We start from the raw sequence: 16,064 nt of genomic DNA on the forward strand, positions 1-16,064 counted from the left end.
TAAGGGTTTTCATGTACTTATATTAACAATCAAAACTCAAGGAAAATAGTCCTTAGTTAAATCAAACGACACTTTATGTCGTGTCGCTTATATCTCTGACCTGAAGGACAGAGTTTTACGCTCCATTTGATAAAAAAGCCATGATCAACATGGCTTTCAATGTTCCTAACGCAGGATGATAAACAGATTATAAATAATCGCCTTCACGCTCTGGCTGATACAAAATCTTCTCAATTTTGACTTTCATCATATGACCATCGGGCTGTGGCCATTCAATTTCCTGACCTTCAGCTAAACCTAAAATGGCAGTCCCGACAGGTGCAACCACATTCACCTGCCCTTTCTCACCTTTAAAGTCATGCGGATAAACCAAGGTAATTTCAGTCGGTTCTTTTGCAGGTGCAATGGTAATCAATGCGCGGGCATTCATGCTCACCACATTATTCGGTACATCTTGTGGCGCAACCACTTCAGCACGTGCCAATTCATCTTCTAGATGTTGCATCGTTGGCGTCAATTTAGGTTGATGCTCAAGCATCGTTTCCAAACGGTGCAAATCTTGTTCTGAAATAATAATCTTTGGTCTAATCATTTACTTTTATTCCTGTCATTCCGACAATACTGTCATCATCAGCTTGCCTACAATCATATTCAATACGCTTAAGTTATAACAGAAATTCAGCTTATTGAACGAAAAATCAATTTTTTACATCCATAAAAAAAGCCCCCTTGAGGGGCTTTTCTCAAGGCTGTGCTTATTTTGCGTAAACTGGGAATTTCGCGCAAACAGCTTCAACTTTTGCTTTTACAGTATTAATTACAGCTTCGTCACCTTTGCTGTCAAGAATGTCTGCAATCCAACCTGCAAGATCACGTACTTCTGCTTCACCAAAACCACGTGTAGTTACCGCTGGAGTACCGATACGGATACCAGAAGTTACAAATGGAGAACGTGGATCGTTCGGTACAGAGTTTTTGTTTACAGTAATGTGCGCAGCACCTAACCATGCATCTGCATCTTTACCTGTAATATCTTGCTTGATTAAAGAAAGCAAGAACAAGTGGTTTTTCGTACCACCAGATACTACATCATAACCACGTTCAATAAGAACTTCAGCCATCGCTTGCGCATTTTTAACAACTTGTTGTTGATACGCTTTGTATTCAGGCGCCATTGCTTCTTTAAAACAAATTGCTTTTGCTGCAACTGCGTGTACCAATGGACCACCTTGGTTACCAGGGAACACAGCAGATTGTAATTTTTTCTCGATCTCTTCGTTTGCTTTCGCAAGAATTAGACCAGAACGTGGACCACGCAATGTTTTGTGTGTAGTAGTAGTCGTTACGTCAGCAATTTGCACAGGGTTCGGATATACACCAGCAGCCACTAGACCTGCTACGTGTGCCATATCTACAAATAAATAAGCACCAACTTTGTCTGCGATGTCGCGGAAACGCTGCCAATCTACAATTTGGCTATACGCAGAGAAACCCGCAACAATCATGCGTGGTTTGTGTTCAAGCGCTAAACGCTCAACTTCTTCGTAATCAATTTCGCCAGTTTCTGGGTTTAAACCATATTGGATAGCGTTATATGTTTTACCTGAGAAGCTTACTTTTGCACCATGAGTCAAGTGACCACCATGTGCCAAGCTCATACCTAACACAGTGTCGCCTGGGTTAAGTAAAGCTAAGTAAACTGCAGAGTTTGCTTGTGAACCAGCGTGTGGTTGAACGTTAGCATAATCTGCACCAAAGAGTTCTTTAGCACGGTCAATCGCCAATTGTTCAATAATATCTACGTATTCGCAACCGCCGTAGTAGCGTTTGCCTGGGTAGCCTTCTGCATATTTATTGGTAAGTTTTGAACCTTGAGCTTCCATTACTGCAGGTGAGCAGTAGTTTTCAGAAGCAATTAACTCAATATGAGCTTCTTGGCGCGCATCTTCATTGGTGATCGCTTGAGCTAATTCTGGATCAAATTCGGCAATAGAAATATTGGCAAACATTAGCGAGGTCCTATTAATTTAGGGCTTTTAAGCCGTGCTAAGATTGGCGCGTATTGTAGCATAAAGTTTGTGAACTGAGAGAATGAACTTTGCTCAGTTTTACATAAAAATAGCTCATGTTTCAGATAAAACACGAGCTATTTTAGGTCAAATCAATCTTTATCGTAATTCAACAACTTATTGAATAGGCATTAGTGATTGAACATCTTTGACAATCTCATCCATATTATTCACATACACAGTACCATGGTTCCATTTTTGCTCTACAGGTAAATCCTGATCAGTGACGTAATGAATTTTAGTTCCCATCCCTTGAGCTGACTGAACCAAGTAATCCGTGACTTGTTTCGGTACAGTTGGGTCAGCCGTTCCTTGATAAATAAATATAGGCGTACTGATTTTCACTTTTAATGGCTGTGAATCATTGGTTAAGAAATCTTTAACTTCAGGGATGGTCGTCATGAAATTCGGTTGAGTACGTGGATAACCATCCAATTTTCCATAAGTCTGTGCGTGCTCTCGCATTGGCTGAAGCATACTCCCACCTAATGCCTCATAACAGATTGACTCTGCCTGAGCAGCAAGTTGATCTGTTGGTGACACAAATATTTCAGAATATTTCAAGGTTGGAGCAGTATTTCTTAGCCCCGCAGCAATTAGAGCAGTAAACGTATCTAATGGTACAAGTGTCTGTACTTTCTTTATTACATCTGGCTCCTGAGCTGCTTTTTGTTCACCACCCGCCAATACCAACGCTAAATTTGATGCAGGTGCGATAGCTATGGCACCCTTATAATTTAACTGCGCACGCGATGCATACTGCGCTGCACCTAAAGCCGCATGTCCACCCTGTGAATGTCCAACTACACTCCAGCGCGTTTCTGCAGTATTACCCAAAAGCTTGCTTGCAGCGACAACAGCATCTGTAATCGAATAAGCTGCACTTTTTAAATTTAAGAATGGGTGTAATTCTTTACCGCTCGGTTCGCCTAAACCTTCGTAGTCGGGTGCAACAACGGCATAACCTGCTGCCAATAGTTTAGCAATGAAGTACTCATTTCCATTTAAACCTTGACGGCTCGGTGCACACGCATCTGCCACGCCTGTTGTGCCATGTGCCCAAACTACAAGTGGCCATCCGCCCGCAGGTTTAACTGTTTGAGGGGTAAAAACAAGTGCAGTTGCCTGAGTTTCCTGTCCATTTACACCTAACATTTTATATGTCATCAATGTTTTAGATGAACTCACTGCATTTAAAAGATTATTCGCATTTTCACCCTGATCCCGATAAAGCTCTGTTTTCACGACTGGGGCACTAAAATTATATTTCGGAATACCATCCTCAACAACCACAACACTCGTATCGTCATGATCATCATTACAGGCGGTTAAAAACAAACTGCTGCTGGCCAAAGCCACGCTTAACCATATTTTTTTCATTTGCTTACCCTTGTCTTCATATTCTTATTAATTGCATCCTTCGCAATCTTTATTTGTACGCTTTTTTATCGTATCAGGCAAGATTTCAACAATTAATATGCAAATGTATTTTATTTAAAATTAAACACTTACGGTAAAAATCAGTAAATTGATCACATATACAGCTGTCTATTAAATTTCAATTCAATTTGTCATACGCAGCGGCTAATGTTAGATTGCATTTTTATTGAATGACGCAAGCGAATCAGGACATGCAGGCTATTATTCTCGACACTGAAACCCATACTTTAAATGGACAACCCATTGAGATTGCCTACGCCCCCATTCAAATTCAAGATGGCAAAATCAGTCTAGATAAAAGTAAAATTTTCGATCAGTTATATCAAGTCGATGAGCCGATTTCATTCGCAGCGATGGCGGTGCATCATATTTTAGAATCGGATTTAATTGATCAACCGCATTACAGCAGTTTTGAATTACCTGCCGAAACCACCTATATCATTGGGCATAATATTGATTACGATATTCGCGCTTTAGAAAAATGTGGTGTGGATACTTCTAAAATTAAAGCCATTTGCACTTTAGCACTTGCACGTCGTGTATGGCCGAATGCTGAAGCACACAATATTTCAGCTTTAATTTATATGATTACCAAAGGCAGCGAAAAAGCGCGTGATATGATTAAAAAAGCGCATCGTGCCGATATGGATATTATTTTAACGGCCAATATTTTGATGCACGAAGTTCATCAATTACAAATTCAAAGTATTGAAGAACTCTACACTGCCTCAGAAGAAGCACGTATTCCACAAATTATCAATTTTGGTAAACATCGTGGTACGGCAATTGCTGACCTTCCTGCCGATTATGTGCAATGGTTATTAAGACAAGAAGATTTAGATCCTTACTTACGCAAGGCGCTCGAAAATACCAGCATTTTGACTTTATAAATGTTTCAAGTGAATCTTATTGCATTTAGCTGTCATAAATTATTCATATTATTGTAATTTTCAAAGTCTATGCTGTGCCTTAATTTATTGGGGAAATAAATTAAGGCACATGTTTAATTATCAAAAAACTCAACTCGGTCTAGATGCATTACAACAGCGCACACGTGATTTAAATGCACGTCAACGTCGTTTATTGGTACTGATTGGTACTGAAGATTTTGATTTACTCGGAGATCAGTTCAAGCAGCGTCTTGCACCACCTGAATTGATTGAACAGCTATTAGATATGCAATTAATTGCCCCTGCTGCGCTTGAGCAAGACACATTGCGACACCAAGAGCAAACGGCTGAGATTTTGCTGCAACAAGCGCCAGAGCCATCATCTACCACTTTACACACAGAAATTCATAGCCAACTTGCAAGCAGCACCCCGCAAGCGCATGCTGAAAGTTTGGCAGAACCAATCCACACCCAACATCTTCAAGTAAATTCAGTTCCTGCATATTTAGAAGCACGTGTTGCAGCTGCCATCAATACAGAACAGCCCGCTGAACAACCGGAACCCCAAGCAGAAATACAGCCTGAAATTACCGCTTTGAGTTTTGAAGATGTAAAATTTCTCATGATGGATACTTTGCAGCGTCATTGTGGATTAATGGCAAAACAACTGATTCAGCGAATTTTACAAGCGCAGGATATTCGCAGCTTAAAACTCTGCCAAATGCAATGGATTACCTCTTTGCAAGAAACTCGTTTACCACCGAAAGCACTCAATCAGATTTTGCAGCAAATCAACCACTCTCTGCAAAAGCTTAATCCGACTTAAAGCTTAGATTTTTTTACTTAGTTTTAAGTCTTTTTAACAATTAAAACCATGCTCAGGGACATATGGATTAATTTATTTTTATTACTTTTCAACACCTTAAAAACACATATAAATCCACATCTACACCTTAGATTCATTATCCCTATAAAAGCTAAGACTTTAGCGGCATAGCCCCGACTGATAAAAATCAGCGATATAGTATTTTCTAGAATTGTTGAGGCACAGGGTTATGATGAATCATGCATTTTTTTTAGCGTTTGATGCTTATGACAATCCAATGCAACTCAGTAAAGTTGGCAATTGGGTGATTACCTTTTTAAGCCCAAAAGATCAGGAAAGCCAAATACAGTTAGCGATTACCAATGTGTTGCCGCGTCAAATTTCAGCACATTTACAACCGCGACGCATAGTGATTCAACAAAGTACAGATGCCCAGCTCTGGCAAATCTTGCAAATTGAATGTTTTGATAGTCAAACCAATCAAGAGTTGAGTTTTCAACCCGATGATGACATTGGGCAAGCGGTCATTCAAAAAATTATTCAAGAGTTTGATAAATACGATGTAAATATCCAACTTGTAGAAGATCAGACGGTTTAAAGCGATATGTTTTACACTTAATGAGCACTTTATTTACGTGTGCTTTAAAAATCCTGCGCACAAAAAAGCTCATCGAAATGAGCTTTTCTAAAAATAAAGTAGTCTCACAAATATTTACTCCAACACACGGAAAATACTATCAGACTCGCGGCTTTCAAACAAAAGTTCGATGCTTGGTAAAATCACTTCACCTTCCACAATAATGTGTTCAATTTTGTGAAATAGTGCCAAACCCGCTGCCAATGAAGTTTCTGGGATATTACGTAGCAATGCTTTTGCTTCGTAAATATGGCTAAACTGGTCTTTAACTTTAATATCGATGATTTGCGTCATTGTTGTTCCCTTTTTCTTGACGGAAATTTTTTATACCATAGCTTATAAATTTTTTAAAAAAGTGAGTTGTTAGATTGTTTGACAATGTAGTATTTTTTTAAACTAAATTTAAATTATCTAATAAATTCAAACACATATTTTTTAAAATTTTATTTACAACTTACAAAACCACAGTAAATTTGCTTGTTTTTCATTCTAGCACAGAAAAAACTCGCATTGCTGCGAGTTTTTTTATGTTGGAAGGCTAGTGCTGATTTTATTGTTTGAACAAGAGTTACAAACTCAACGAGCTGTCATTGATCCGTCCAACTGCATCGTAGCGTCTATTACATTGAATGACCTACTGTAGTTTTAATATAGTGAAACTTATTTTTTGCTGCAATAGCCCACTACATTTCAACACATTCACACAGCAAAATTTCAATTGATTTAATTTTCAGTTACGGCATAATTTTATGCGGTTAAAAGCTCCAGCTTTGCGATTAGCTTCTGCATAACTTGGCGATACTTTCAAATAATAAGAAGTCGACGATTATTCAATTAACTCAATTTCATAATCAACATCTTGCAGCATTTCTTTATTGTATAGCTTTACCATTGCTGTTGCGTCAGCATAATCGTAGAACAAACCTTCTGCGACGGCTTTACTGCGAAATTCCGTGGTACCAATTTCATTATCATGCGGAACAAAATATAAGTTTTCTGGAATGAGTTTAACGATATAGCCCACGAAGCTGCCCTCAGATTTTTCAGTTTTAAAATATGTGAGTTTTATATGCTGAAAAACGTGATCAGGCTATGGCAAATAAGATCGAATGTTTATCTTAATTTTTTATATACTTTTCAACTATTTTTTATATTACAGTTCAATGCTTATATACTAATTTGGTGCGCTCAGCGCGCACCGAAATCTGCTGCTATCATATTGTTTTATATTGATAAAAACAAAAGTCCATTGAGCTTTACCGTAAAAAATACCGTATAAATATTATTTACTTTTTTCATATTGCTAATTTGAAATTTATTGACCAAATTTTGATCCAAATCAGATTTAGTGTATTGAATCACTTAGAAATCTTGTTCAAATCCTAATTCAGGATTTGAAATGATGTACTGATTATATCAATATTAAAAGCACCATAAATAGGAATGATATAACATATCATTTCTTCAATATTCTTTTTTGATGTATCATTCTTTTAGACACATTCAGGGACAAGGTAATGTTTGAAATTATTGATGATTTAAAAAATAAATTAGATCAGCATCGCCCCCTATCACCAGCTATAGTAAAAAATTTACAAGAAGATCTTATTGTACGATGGACCTATCATTCGAATGCAATTGAAGGCAATACACTTACATTGCTAGAAACAAAAGTCGTGTTAGAAGGCATAACTGTCGGTGGGAAGGCATTAAGAGAACACTTCGAGGCAATTAACCATAGAAACGCTATTTATTACGTTGAAGATATTATTCGAAAAGAAGAACCATTTTCTGAATGGCAAATTCGCAATATCCATCAACTCATTTTAAAAAATATTGATGATGATAATGCTGGCCGCTATCGCCAACAAAATGTCCTAATCTCTGGTGCCACGTCTACCCCGCCTGATTACACATTATTAAATGACAAGATGGCTCAGCTAGTTGATTGGTATAGTAATGACGCACATAAATTTCATCCTATCGAACGTGCAGCCAAAGTACATGCTGATTTTGTAGGTATTCATCCATTCATTGATGGCAATGGCCGTACATCACGTCTATTGATGAATCTTGAATTGCTTAAAGCTGGTTATCCCCCTTGTGTAATAACAGTTGAAAACCGATTGGCCTACTATGAGGCCCTAGATCAAAGGATGGCTTATGGAAAAACTGAAGCATTTATCCAGTTGGTTTCTGAAGCTGTACTTGAAGGATTTAAACCTTATCAAGTTGTATTGGGCATTTAATCGGCTTGATCGGTGTATTGATCCCTAGTACTAGATACCATCCACAATTGCATCTAAAATCATTTGTAAAATAAACTCATTAGATGCTGTAACACTGAAGATATGAGCGGTACAAAGAATATCGCTAGTGACTCATAAATCCGTGGTGATTTACTCAATCAATTTCAATCTGATGAGCGAACAGATTCTGTCTATACTGAGTTGTACGACACTATAGGCTGCAGTTTTTTGAACATATAGAAATATATATGCTTTCTGAACAGATCAATCACTAAAGTCATCATACTGTTTTAAATTAAGTTTATACAATTTGTCCCAATCCATTTCTTGAGATGGTAATGGCTTTACTTGGAAAGAGTTATAGCCTTTATGATGGGTAGATTTATAATTTGTAACAATATCGTGTTGACTATCATAGTCTAGATGAATGTACTCATTTTTTATATTGTTCTTCGGTGTTGTTGATTGTGGTAAAAGAGAGGAGTAACACTCCCAACAATTACGAAAGCCCAAAATTTCCTGATTAATCTCATGAAGATGAATACGTTGATTTGCATCAAAGTCAATTAATTGAATGGTCAAATTCTTGGTTCTAGGCTGCTTAGCTACCCAGATGGACATGTTTGAAATATCAAAATGTTGATGCTTGCCTATATCGTTATAAGAGTCACTAGGCAATCTGTTTAAACGTTTGATAAGAATGTTGCCCTGATCACGAATCATCAGATTTGAATATCGTTCAATTCGTGTAATACCATCATGACCTTGCTGTAGGTTTTCATAATCAATTTGAAAATGTTCAGCAGCGCGCGCGGAAGTCACAGGGATCCATAAAATGATCAACACTAAACTGAATACGGATTTACATTTATTATTCATGATCAGTAAACCCTAGCGCCTTGATTATTTGTTGAAAGACCCAGGTATTATCCTGAGTACCTTTGAATAAATGAGCATTTTTCCCATCAGCAAATAATATTACATCACCACCCCCATGTGTTTCAGACCGATTAAGTTGTACACCAACAGCTTGTTGGTAATTATCATCAAATACCTGAGATTCAGTTACACTTTGCTGAATATTTTCTCTTTGCCGCTTACCATTGCCAAAAACTAAGACGGTATTGGTATTACCATTCACGTCAAGTGAAGGAGCATGTAGTTTGCCATCTGCCATTTTTTTAGCTAATGCATCTGGTTGTGTTGTTATTTTATAGTGATAATTTAAACCTAAAATACCTGGCTGATTTGGCGTGGTCTTTCCTGTTAGCGCATTGTACCCATTAAAAGTCATGACATGATCATGGTCTGCAGTGACCACAATTAAGGTATTACTGAGATCTACCTGCTGTATAGCTGCATGAATGGCATCATCAAAAGCTTTAGTTTCATGTAATGCGCGTTTGGCATTATTGGCATGCAAAGCATGATCAATACGTCCCGATTCCACCATTAAAAACCATCCACGTCCCTTAGACTGTGCTTCAAGCATTTGAATAGATTTTAAAGTCATCTCAGACAAACTCGGTTGTTCCACAATATTTTTGTTGATTCGATCTAGGTCATAATGCAGATGAGACGTCGCTGAAAATAGCCCCAGAATTTTTTGATTAGGATTAGCTTGCTGAAGGGCTGATGCTGTTTCTACATATTGATACTTTTGAGTTTGCATTTCCTGAATTAAATGTCGTTGATCAGCACGGCCCTGAGGATTGTTGATAGCATGGTAAGGTGTCCAATGGTTACGACCACCCCCCATGAGTACATGAATCCCCTCTTTAAGTTTTGGGTTATACCCCAATCCATTTGGTACTGCCTGTACTGCAATATCAAACTTTGCATCACGATGACAAATATGAGCATAGGTTGCCGCAGGCGTTGCATGGGTTAACTCTGCAGTGGTCACCACACCAACCGCTTTACCTCGTTGTATTGCTAACTCTAAAAGAGATGGAACTGTTTGTTCAGGTATTCGAGGTTGGCATAAATTAATGGCGTTATGAATACTCTGACCATTCGCAAGTTTTAAATCTTTGGGTTCTTTTGCGAGAGTGCCTGTAGGCATGGAAATCACATCATTTTTGTTTTTTAAGCCCGTCATATAGGCACCCATAGATGGAGCACTATCTGTAGTTTGTGCATCTTCAGAATAAGTTTTAATGCGAGCACTATGTTTTAGGCGATCTATTGTAAGCTTACCAGCCTCACCAACTGCGTAAATCCGACTTGCGGTTACTGTCGTAGGTCCCATCCCATCGCCAAGAAAAAAGATAATATTTTTTGCAGGAGTATTAGATGGTGGATCAGCCATTACAGATGTACAGCCACATAATGAAATCAACAACATACTGAATTTAGATTTCATTTCTCAAATCCCATAATCTGATTAAGTCGAAAAAAGACGTCTATATTTTCCAAACTACCTGAAAATTGATCTGAACCTTGACCTATTGCCCCTAGAAAAACATCTGTGCCACCATGGGTCTCAGAATCCTTAAAACCAGTTTGGATAACGGCCTCCTGCTGAAAATCATCTGCAGCTGCACCTGTACACCATCCCTGATAGGAGGGTGTATAACTAAATGTATAGGATGAGGTATTCATCACAGGACGACATTCATCATCATCACGTAATTGAGTTACCGAATCATCATTTCGATTTAGAGTTGGACGCTTTTTCCCATTGCCAAAACTAATGACTGGATAGGGATTACCATTAATGTCTCGTGTTAATCCATTTTGGTTTTTTACAAGTCCGAGTACACTAGTTTGCTGTCTTGGCAGATAAGGGCCGGTACGCTCTACATAGCCATTCAACATGAGCGTGTGATCATGGTCGGCAGTGATGATAATTAAACTATTTTCGAGCAGAGGATCTTTAATTTTCAGAAAATCAATGGTTGCCTGTAGTGTGTCATCTAGAGCAATCACATCCTGAAGTGCTCGTTTTGCATTGGTATCATGCAATGCATGGTCAATCCTCCCGCCTTCAACCATCAGAAAAAAACCCTTGGTATTAGATGAAAGCTTCTGTAAAGCTATTAAGGTCATTTCCTTCAGGCTAGGTTCATTTATCTGTTTGTTTTGACGGTCTAGATCGTAATTTAAGTGGGAGTCATTAAAGAGGCCTATGATTTTGCGCTGATCTGCAGGATCTAAACTGTTCAGCTGACTACGATTTTCAACAACTTGATAGCCCTGTTTTTTAAGTTCTTTTAAGAGATTACGACCATCTTGGCGTTTCCCTCCAGACTCTGTTGGCAGGAAGTGGCGTTTCCCTCCCCCAAGAATGACATCAATTCCATTTTTTAAACGCGTGTTGTAATTGCTATATCGATCTGCTTTTATCTTACTCGGTACCAATTGTGCAGCGATTTCATTTTCTGCATCACGGTGACAGATATGAGCATAAGTCGATGCAGGGGTTGCATGCGTCACTCGAGTTGTGGTCACAATTCCTGTTGCGTATTGGGCGGAAATTGCCTTTTCAAGCAAGGTTTCACTAAAAACTTTGTTACGGTTTACTGGATCTGTATCACATTGCTGCTGTCCATTTTTTAGTTCAACGGCATTAGTTCCTGTTTGCATTGAAATGACTTCATTTTTCATTTTTACGCCGGTCATATAGGCTCCCATAGAGGGGGCACTATCAGTGACTTGAGCATTTTCTGAAAATGTTCGGACAAATGCTGTTTCTGGCAATTGATCAATGCTTAAACTTCCTGATTCACCGACCTTATAAATTCTTGCTGCAGTCAATGTCGTGATGCCCATTCCATCACCAATAAAGAACACTACTTGTTTAGGAGCTTTCACAGACATTTGACGACTAGAAACCTGTGTATCAGGAATGCCTTGGCAACCTATAAGCATACTGGTGCATAATGAAACTCCTAGAAGTTTAAACGAGGACAGGTAATGCAAGGAGGTGAGCATATTTAGTGGCCTTTATTCAATTCGATATTCAAAGGTATTTCTAATTTTAGGTACTTCAACAGCCTGACCATTAACAATATGTGGCTGGTATTTGAACTGACGAGCCGCATTGAGTGAAGGGCGAATGAACACAGGATCACAGTCAGATAAGGCCTTAGGGTTAATAACGTGCCCTTGGGTATTCACGCTATATTCGATAGTACAGTTCCCTTCAAGTTCATTTTCCAAAGCACGCATTGGATAATCAGGTTTAAGCTTTGAAATCGGTTTATAGTTTTTCTCATCAAAGGTTGGAGGCGTTTTAACCTTTTCAGTCGCTGCAGGCTTATTTACAGGTGTAGCGGTGTTTGTTGAGACATCAGACTTGATGGGTGTAGGGGTAATATTTTTAGGCTCTTCAGCAGTGGAAGATATTATAGAAGCTGAATCATTAGTTGATGTTTTTTTAACAACTGCTTTGTCTAGGTTACTTGGTGAAGGTTTGTTTTGAGGTTGTGGCTTTGATGTCTGATTTGTTTTGACAGGTTCAGCCTGTTGAGGCGGTAAGGGCTGAACAGGGGTTGCTAAGGGTTGAGTCACTTTTGGTTCAGGTTGAGCGTGTTCAACTTGAGGTGAAGATACTGTAGTTTTGGGAAGCTGTACAAATTTAACCTGTACAGTTTTTGGCTCTACCTCTTTGATAGGACTATCAAAGTTCTGATTCAATAAACTGTAAATCACAGTTGCATGCAGTAGCGCAGTGATAGATAGAGCGACAGCAGAGCTAGAGTTGATCTGTGAGATACTGTTCACTGATCTTGCTCCTCAGTCACTAAGCCTAATTGCTCAACACCACTTTGTTGCAAAATACCAATCGTCTGAGCAACAAGTTCATAATTGGCAGTACTGTCAGCACGAATGAAAACTTGCAGGTCCTGAGGATTCTGTAACAATGGAGATAACTTCTCTCTCATTTCTGCCAAGTTGGTTGCCCGATCTGTCACTTGTTTTGTATCGACAGTTTCCCCAACATTCCAGTAGTATTGCCCTTCTTCCTGAATAGAAATAGTGATTACTTTCTGATCTTTAGGGGTGACCAATGTTTCTGCTTCTAGATTTGGTAAGTTCACTTTAATCCCCTGGGTGAGCATGGGTGCAGTGACCATAAAAATTACAAGCAGCACTAACATCACGTCGATATAAGGAACGACGTTCATTTCTGCGTTGAGCGCACGCTTTTTCTGACGTTTCTGCATCTGTTGTTAATTTCCTGCTTGTAAAAAACGTAGCATTCGAGTTTGTAACGCATTTCCGAAACTGTAGTAGCTATTAGAAATTTTTTCTGCACGTGCGCTTAGGCGGTTATAGGCAATCACAGCCGGAATAGCTGCAAATAAACCAATGGCTGTAGCAATCAAAGCTTCTGCAATACCAGGAGCTACAGCTGAAAGTGTTGCTTGCTCAAGTTGTGATAGACCAATAAAAGAATTCATGATGCCCCATACAGTTCCAAATAAACCGATATATGGGCTGACTGAACCAACTGTCGCAAGAAAGCTCAAGTGCTTTTCCAGTTTTTCTTCCTGTTCCGTGACACTGCTTAAAAGACGACGCTCAACTTGATCCGTTACCTCGACTGATGAAACCGAAGTTGTGGCATTTCTGAGGGCATTAAACTCATCTAGTCCAGCTTGGTAGATTTGTTCTAAACCACACATTTTTTGTTCAGATTCTTCTACCATGCTAAGAGGAAATTGTTGTTGGTGGAAATGCCCTAAGAAAACTTTATTTGCTAATGCTTCCTGACGCAGTTTGATCCCCTGCTTAATAATGACATACCAACTAATGACCGATGCGCACAATAATATCAGCATGACCATTTGAACAAGTAAACTGGCATGGCTAATCAGTTCCCATACTGAAAGCTGTGCCGTAGTTGGATTTGACATAAAAACCTCAATAAAATCATAATTTAATTCGAATATAGGTACAGCACGGTGCACTGTACCTGATGAAAAGTGTTATTCCAGACCCAAGGCTTGTGCAATTTTTTCCCAGGCCACATATTTGTAGTTCTGATTGCCTTCTGGCATACGCTTACGTCCGTCCTGAACCACCAGCATGCCTTTTTTCCAGATACCTCCCAGATTGGCTGAGGTCACCTCAAGCCCGTCCGTTTCAGAGACCGCATCAATCTCGTGATTCAGATTGGCTGATATTTTAAATTTCCCGCGCAGCTGATAAGGGGCGGCAGCATCGACTATTACATAACTGTCATCTCCCTGGCTGGAAATAACCAGATAATCACGAACTTGACCTTTATAAATGGCCAGTCCTTCAATGTCCGCCTTGACCTGTTCCCCAACAGTGATCACCGGTTGTAGCTGAATCTGCTTAGGGTCATCCAGCTTGGTGGTCCACACCGCTTTTGCTTCTTCACCGACATAGATCCGGTCATGTTCATCATCCACCACACAGCCTTCAGGCTGACTAGACACTTTAAACCTGAGGACTTCCTCTGCGCTTAGGCCGCTTGCCTTGCTTTGAATCTTATATTGCACAAAAGTGCCATTTTTATCGTTTGGAATGGCAAAGGTTTCACCTTGCCGGTTCTGGTACATACAGAATCCATAGATGTTATTGAGATCTGTTGGCAGTTCTCCTAAATTTTTGACCTGTCCAGTTTTTTGATGGATGCTGAACAGGTGAAGGCTGTTCTGATCGCGGTTGGTGGCGATGGCTAAATCGACTGTCTGTTGCCCCAATTTGAAATTCGGTCGAATATCAACATTATTCAGACGGCCGACTTTTAAGTATTGCAGCTGTTTCCCGTTCAGGTCGTAGACCGCAAGGCCACCTTGTTTATCTGTACCCAGTACACGTGACAGACGTGGGTTAGCCTGATTGACCCAGATTGCGGGATCATCAGCCGCATCACCACGGCTTGGAACCAAATCGGTTTCGACATCTGCCGGAATGGCTAAGCCTGCTTTTTTAGGAGGCAGGGCTTGCGTGGTCCAGTCAATGTTCAATAGCTTGATCTGATCATCAACCAGTAATAGCTGTTTCTGGTCTTGGGTACCTTTCAGGCTGATACGTTCAGGCTCATCTACATTCTGTAGAGAGAGCGGAGGTAATTTGTGCCATGAAGTACCCTCAATGCGATAGCGGTACAGCATAGCTTTGGATTCATCCATTGCTGCCAGTGCATTGTCGATCAAGCTTAGTCCGCTAACATTGCCTAGAATTGATCCATGCGGATGATTCAAATCTACTGGATAGCGGATCAGATCTGCTTCAGGATCTGCCTCATAGGCCCAAATGCCCACATCTTCTTCATTGATATACAGTTTGTCTTGATAGTCATCTACCACACAAAAACCACTGTTGGGTGGCAGGCTCATGTTACGAATAAAACGAGGGCTAATCTGGTTTGAGCCTCCAGACTGAATCATCCATTGCTCCCCGATACCTTCTTCTCCCACCAGAAAGCTATATAAAGATTGATCAGGCGTGAGATACAGGCAGTTATCTTCGGTTTTAAAGCTACGGGCCGCCAGATAGACAGGCTTTGCCCAGGTTCCGGTGTTTAAATCAAAACGGAAAATGATCGGTTGCTGCTGTAGTAAATCAGTGGTCTGGATAATCAGCTGTTGGCCAATGCTGCGATAGTCAATTTTACTGAACGAGCCGGGAATATGCTGTACACGTTGGGCATTTGAATTCCACAGGCTTAGGCCTTGGGTTTTGCTGCTGGTGAGCACTTGAGCATTTAAACCATCAATCTCAATCCAATGTGCATCTTCGACGGTGATGGGTAACTTGAAAATTTGCTCCACCGGCAGCGCAGGCTGATCCAATGCTGAAAGAGTTTGTTCCAGATGAAGCGGGCTGCTGATGGTGTTCTTTTGGGTATGAGCAGAGGAGGTGCAGCCAGATAAAGCCACAAGCGCTGCACAGAAGGTGCTTAATTTAAAAAGCATTGTCATGATTTTTCTCTAAATAAAAAGTACCCAAAGCCAAAGTGGCTTTGGGTGA

At 39.7% G+C, this 16,064-nt stretch carries 16 protein-coding genes; 4 read left to right on the top strand and 12 right to left on the bottom strand.

Translation table 11 applies throughout. The annotated features are described in order from the left end of the window. Window positions 1-187: 187 nt before the first annotated feature. The 3 genes from rnk to CF596_RS11210 form a co-directional block, all read right to left on the bottom strand. The gene (rnk, locus tag CF596_RS11200) at window positions 188-592 is read right to left on the bottom strand and encodes a nucleoside diphosphate kinase regulator (RefSeq protein ID WP_004972920.1); all 405 of its coding nucleotides are present in this window, start codon (window positions 590-592) and stop codon (window positions 188-190) included. 163 nt (window positions 593-755) lie between these two features. After that, on the bottom strand, window positions 756-2,009 hold the full coding sequence (gene glyA / locus CF596_RS11205) for a serine hydroxymethyltransferase (protein ID WP_019836649.1): 1,254 nt from the start codon (window positions 2,007-2,009) through the stop codon (window positions 756-758). 177 nt (window positions 2,010-2,186) lie between these two features. Next, window positions 2,187-3,449, bottom strand: coding sequence for an alpha/beta fold hydrolase (locus CF596_RS11210; RefSeq protein ID WP_096902500.1), 1,263 nt, complete (start codon window positions 3,447-3,449; stop codon window positions 2,187-2,189). A 251-nt stretch (window positions 3,450-3,700) separates the two neighbouring features. Between CF596_RS11210 and CF596_RS11215 the strand changes: the two genes are divergently transcribed. From CF596_RS11215 to CF596_RS11225, 3 genes are all read left to right on the top strand, one after another. Next, entirely contained in the window at window positions 3,701-4,399 is a 699-nt protein-coding gene (locus CF596_RS11215) for an exonuclease domain-containing protein (protein ID WP_096902516.1), read from the top strand. 109 nt (window positions 4,400-4,508) lie between these two features. After that, window positions 4,509-5,225, top strand: a complete 717-nt coding sequence (locus CF596_RS11220; protein ID WP_096902501.1) for a hypothetical protein — start codon at window positions 4,509-4,511, stop codon at window positions 5,223-5,225. A 232-nt stretch (window positions 5,226-5,457) separates the two neighbouring features. Next, window positions 5,458-5,823, top strand: a complete 366-nt coding sequence (locus tag CF596_RS11225; protein WP_096902517.1) for a hypothetical protein — start codon at window positions 5,458-5,460, stop codon at window positions 5,821-5,823. Window positions 5,824-5,937: 114 nt separating this feature from the next. Here CF596_RS11225 and CF596_RS11230 read toward each other — a convergent pair whose 3' ends face one another. Together CF596_RS11230 and CF596_RS11235 are read right to left on the bottom strand one after the other, a co-directional pair. Continuing rightward, a complete protein-coding gene (locus CF596_RS11230) occupies window positions 5,938-6,156 on the bottom strand; it encodes a hypothetical protein (protein WP_004972907.1) in 219 nt (72 codons plus the stop codon). A 532-nt stretch (window positions 6,157-6,688) separates the two neighbouring features. Further along, entirely contained in the window at window positions 6,689-6,886 is a 198-nt protein-coding gene (locus CF596_RS11235; protein WP_096902502.1) for a hypothetical protein, read from the bottom strand. Between the two features lie 493 nt (window positions 6,887-7,379). Here CF596_RS11235 and CF596_RS11240 point away from each other — a divergent pair, with 493 nt between their 5' ends. Continuing rightward, on the top strand, window positions 7,380-8,111 hold the full coding sequence (locus tag CF596_RS11240; RefSeq protein WP_096902503.1) for a Fic family protein: 732 nt from the start codon (window positions 7,380-7,382) through the stop codon (window positions 8,109-8,111). Window positions 8,112-8,375: 264 nt separating this feature from the next. Here CF596_RS11240 and CF596_RS11245 read toward each other — a convergent pair whose 3' ends face one another. The 7 genes from CF596_RS11245 to CF596_RS11275 all read right to left on the bottom strand — a co-directional run bounded on the left by CF596_RS11245 (window position 8,376) and on the right by CF596_RS11275 (window position 16,015). Next, the gene (locus CF596_RS11245) at window positions 8,376-8,990 is read right to left on the bottom strand and encodes a hypothetical protein (protein WP_096902504.1); all 615 of its coding nucleotides are present in this window, start codon (window positions 8,988-8,990) and stop codon (window positions 8,376-8,378) included. Continuing rightward, complete coding sequence (locus tag CF596_RS11250) at window positions 8,983-10,476, bottom strand: alkaline phosphatase (protein WP_096902505.1); 1,494 nt, start codon at window positions 10,474-10,476, stop codon at window positions 8,983-8,985. The genes CF596_RS11245 and CF596_RS11250 overlap by 8 nt, the downstream gene beginning before the upstream one ends. Next, the gene (locus CF596_RS11255) at window positions 10,473-11,933 is read right to left on the bottom strand and encodes an alkaline phosphatase (RefSeq protein ID WP_228127847.1); all 1,461 of its coding nucleotides are present in this window, start codon (window positions 11,931-11,933) and stop codon (window positions 10,473-10,475) included. The genes CF596_RS11250 and CF596_RS11255 overlap by 4 nt, the downstream gene beginning before the upstream one ends. A 126-nt stretch (window positions 11,934-12,059) precedes the next feature. Next, window positions 12,060-12,839 (bottom strand): energy transducer TonB, encoded by a 780-nt coding sequence (locus CF596_RS11260; RefSeq protein ID WP_005104755.1) that lies wholly within the window; start codon window positions 12,837-12,839, stop codon window positions 12,060-12,062. Further along, window positions 12,836-13,282 carry a protein TolR gene (tolR, locus tag CF596_RS11265; RefSeq protein ID WP_096902506.1) on the bottom strand — a complete coding sequence of 149 codons (447 nt, stop codon included), beginning with the start codon at window positions 13,280-13,282 and terminating at the stop codon, window positions 12,836-12,838. Before tolR ends, CF596_RS11260 begins: the two co-directional genes overlap by 4 nt. 6 nt (window positions 13,283-13,288) lie before the next feature. Beyond that, on the bottom strand, window positions 13,289-13,975 hold the full coding sequence (gene tolQ, locus CF596_RS11270; protein WP_004646183.1) for a protein TolQ: 687 nt from the start codon (window positions 13,973-13,975) through the stop codon (window positions 13,289-13,291). Between the two features lie 72 nt (window positions 13,976-14,047). Further along, window positions 14,048-16,015, bottom strand: coding sequence for a phytase (locus tag CF596_RS11275; protein ID WP_096902507.1), 1,968 nt, complete (start codon window positions 16,013-16,015; stop codon window positions 14,048-14,050). Window positions 16,016-16,064 lie beyond the last annotated feature (49 nt).

The sequence above is a fragment of the Acinetobacter sp. YT-02 genome, assembly GCF_002412355.1.
In the GTDB taxonomy this organism is placed as follows: Bacteria; Pseudomonadota; Gammaproteobacteria; order Pseudomonadales; family Moraxellaceae; genus Acinetobacter; species Acinetobacter towneri.

What these genes read in the sequence shown, in the direction of transcription:
- CF596_RS11250 (WP_096902505.1), bottom strand. Translation starts at nt 10,476, where the DNA reads ATGAAATCTAAATTCAGTATGTTGTTGATTTCATTATGTGGCTGTACA.
- CF596_RS11275 (WP_096902507.1), bottom strand. Translation starts at nt 16,015, where the DNA reads ATGACAATGCTTTTTAAATTAAGCACCTTCTGTGCAGCGCTTGTGGCT.
- rnk (WP_004972920.1), bottom strand. Translation starts at nt 592, where the DNA reads ATGATTAGACCAAAGATTATTATTTCAGAACAAGATTTGCACCGTTTG.
- CF596_RS11255 (WP_228127847.1), bottom strand. Translation starts at nt 11,933, where the DNA reads ATGTCTGTGAAAGCTCCTAAACAAGTAGTGTTCTTTATTGGTGATGGA.
- CF596_RS11240 (WP_096902503.1), top strand. Translation starts at nt 7,380, where the DNA reads ATGTTTGAAATTATTGATGATTTAAAAAATAAATTAGATCAGCATCGC.
- CF596_RS11210 (WP_096902500.1), bottom strand. Translation starts at nt 3,449, where the DNA reads ATGAAAAAAATATGGTTAAGCGTGGCTTTGGCCAGCAGCAGTTTGTTT.
- CF596_RS11220 (WP_096902501.1), top strand. Translation starts at nt 4,509, where the DNA reads ATGTTTAATTATCAAAAAACTCAACTCGGTCTAGATGCATTACAACAG.
- CF596_RS11230 (WP_004972907.1), bottom strand. Translation starts at nt 6,156, where the DNA reads ATGACGCAAATCATCGATATTAAAGTTAAAGACCAGTTTAGCCATATT.
- CF596_RS11215 (WP_096902516.1), top strand. Translation starts at nt 3,701, where the DNA reads ATGCAGGCTATTATTCTCGACACTGAAACCCATACTTTAAATGGACAA.
- glyA (WP_019836649.1), bottom strand. Translation starts at nt 2,009, where the DNA reads ATGTTTGCCAATATTTCTATTGCCGAATTTGATCCAGAATTAGCTCAA.
- tolR (WP_096902506.1), bottom strand. Translation starts at nt 13,282, where the DNA reads ATGCAGAAACGTCAGAAAAAGCGTGCGCTCAACGCAGAAATGAACGTC.
- CF596_RS11225 (WP_096902517.1), top strand. Translation starts at nt 5,458, where the DNA reads ATGAATCATGCATTTTTTTTAGCGTTTGATGCTTATGACAATCCAATG.
- CF596_RS11245 (WP_096902504.1), bottom strand. Translation starts at nt 8,990, where the DNA reads ATGAATAATAAATGTAAATCCGTATTCAGTTTAGTGTTGATCATTTTA.
- tolQ (WP_004646183.1), bottom strand. Translation starts at nt 13,975, where the DNA reads ATGTCAAATCCAACTACGGCACAGCTTTCAGTATGGGAACTGATTAGC.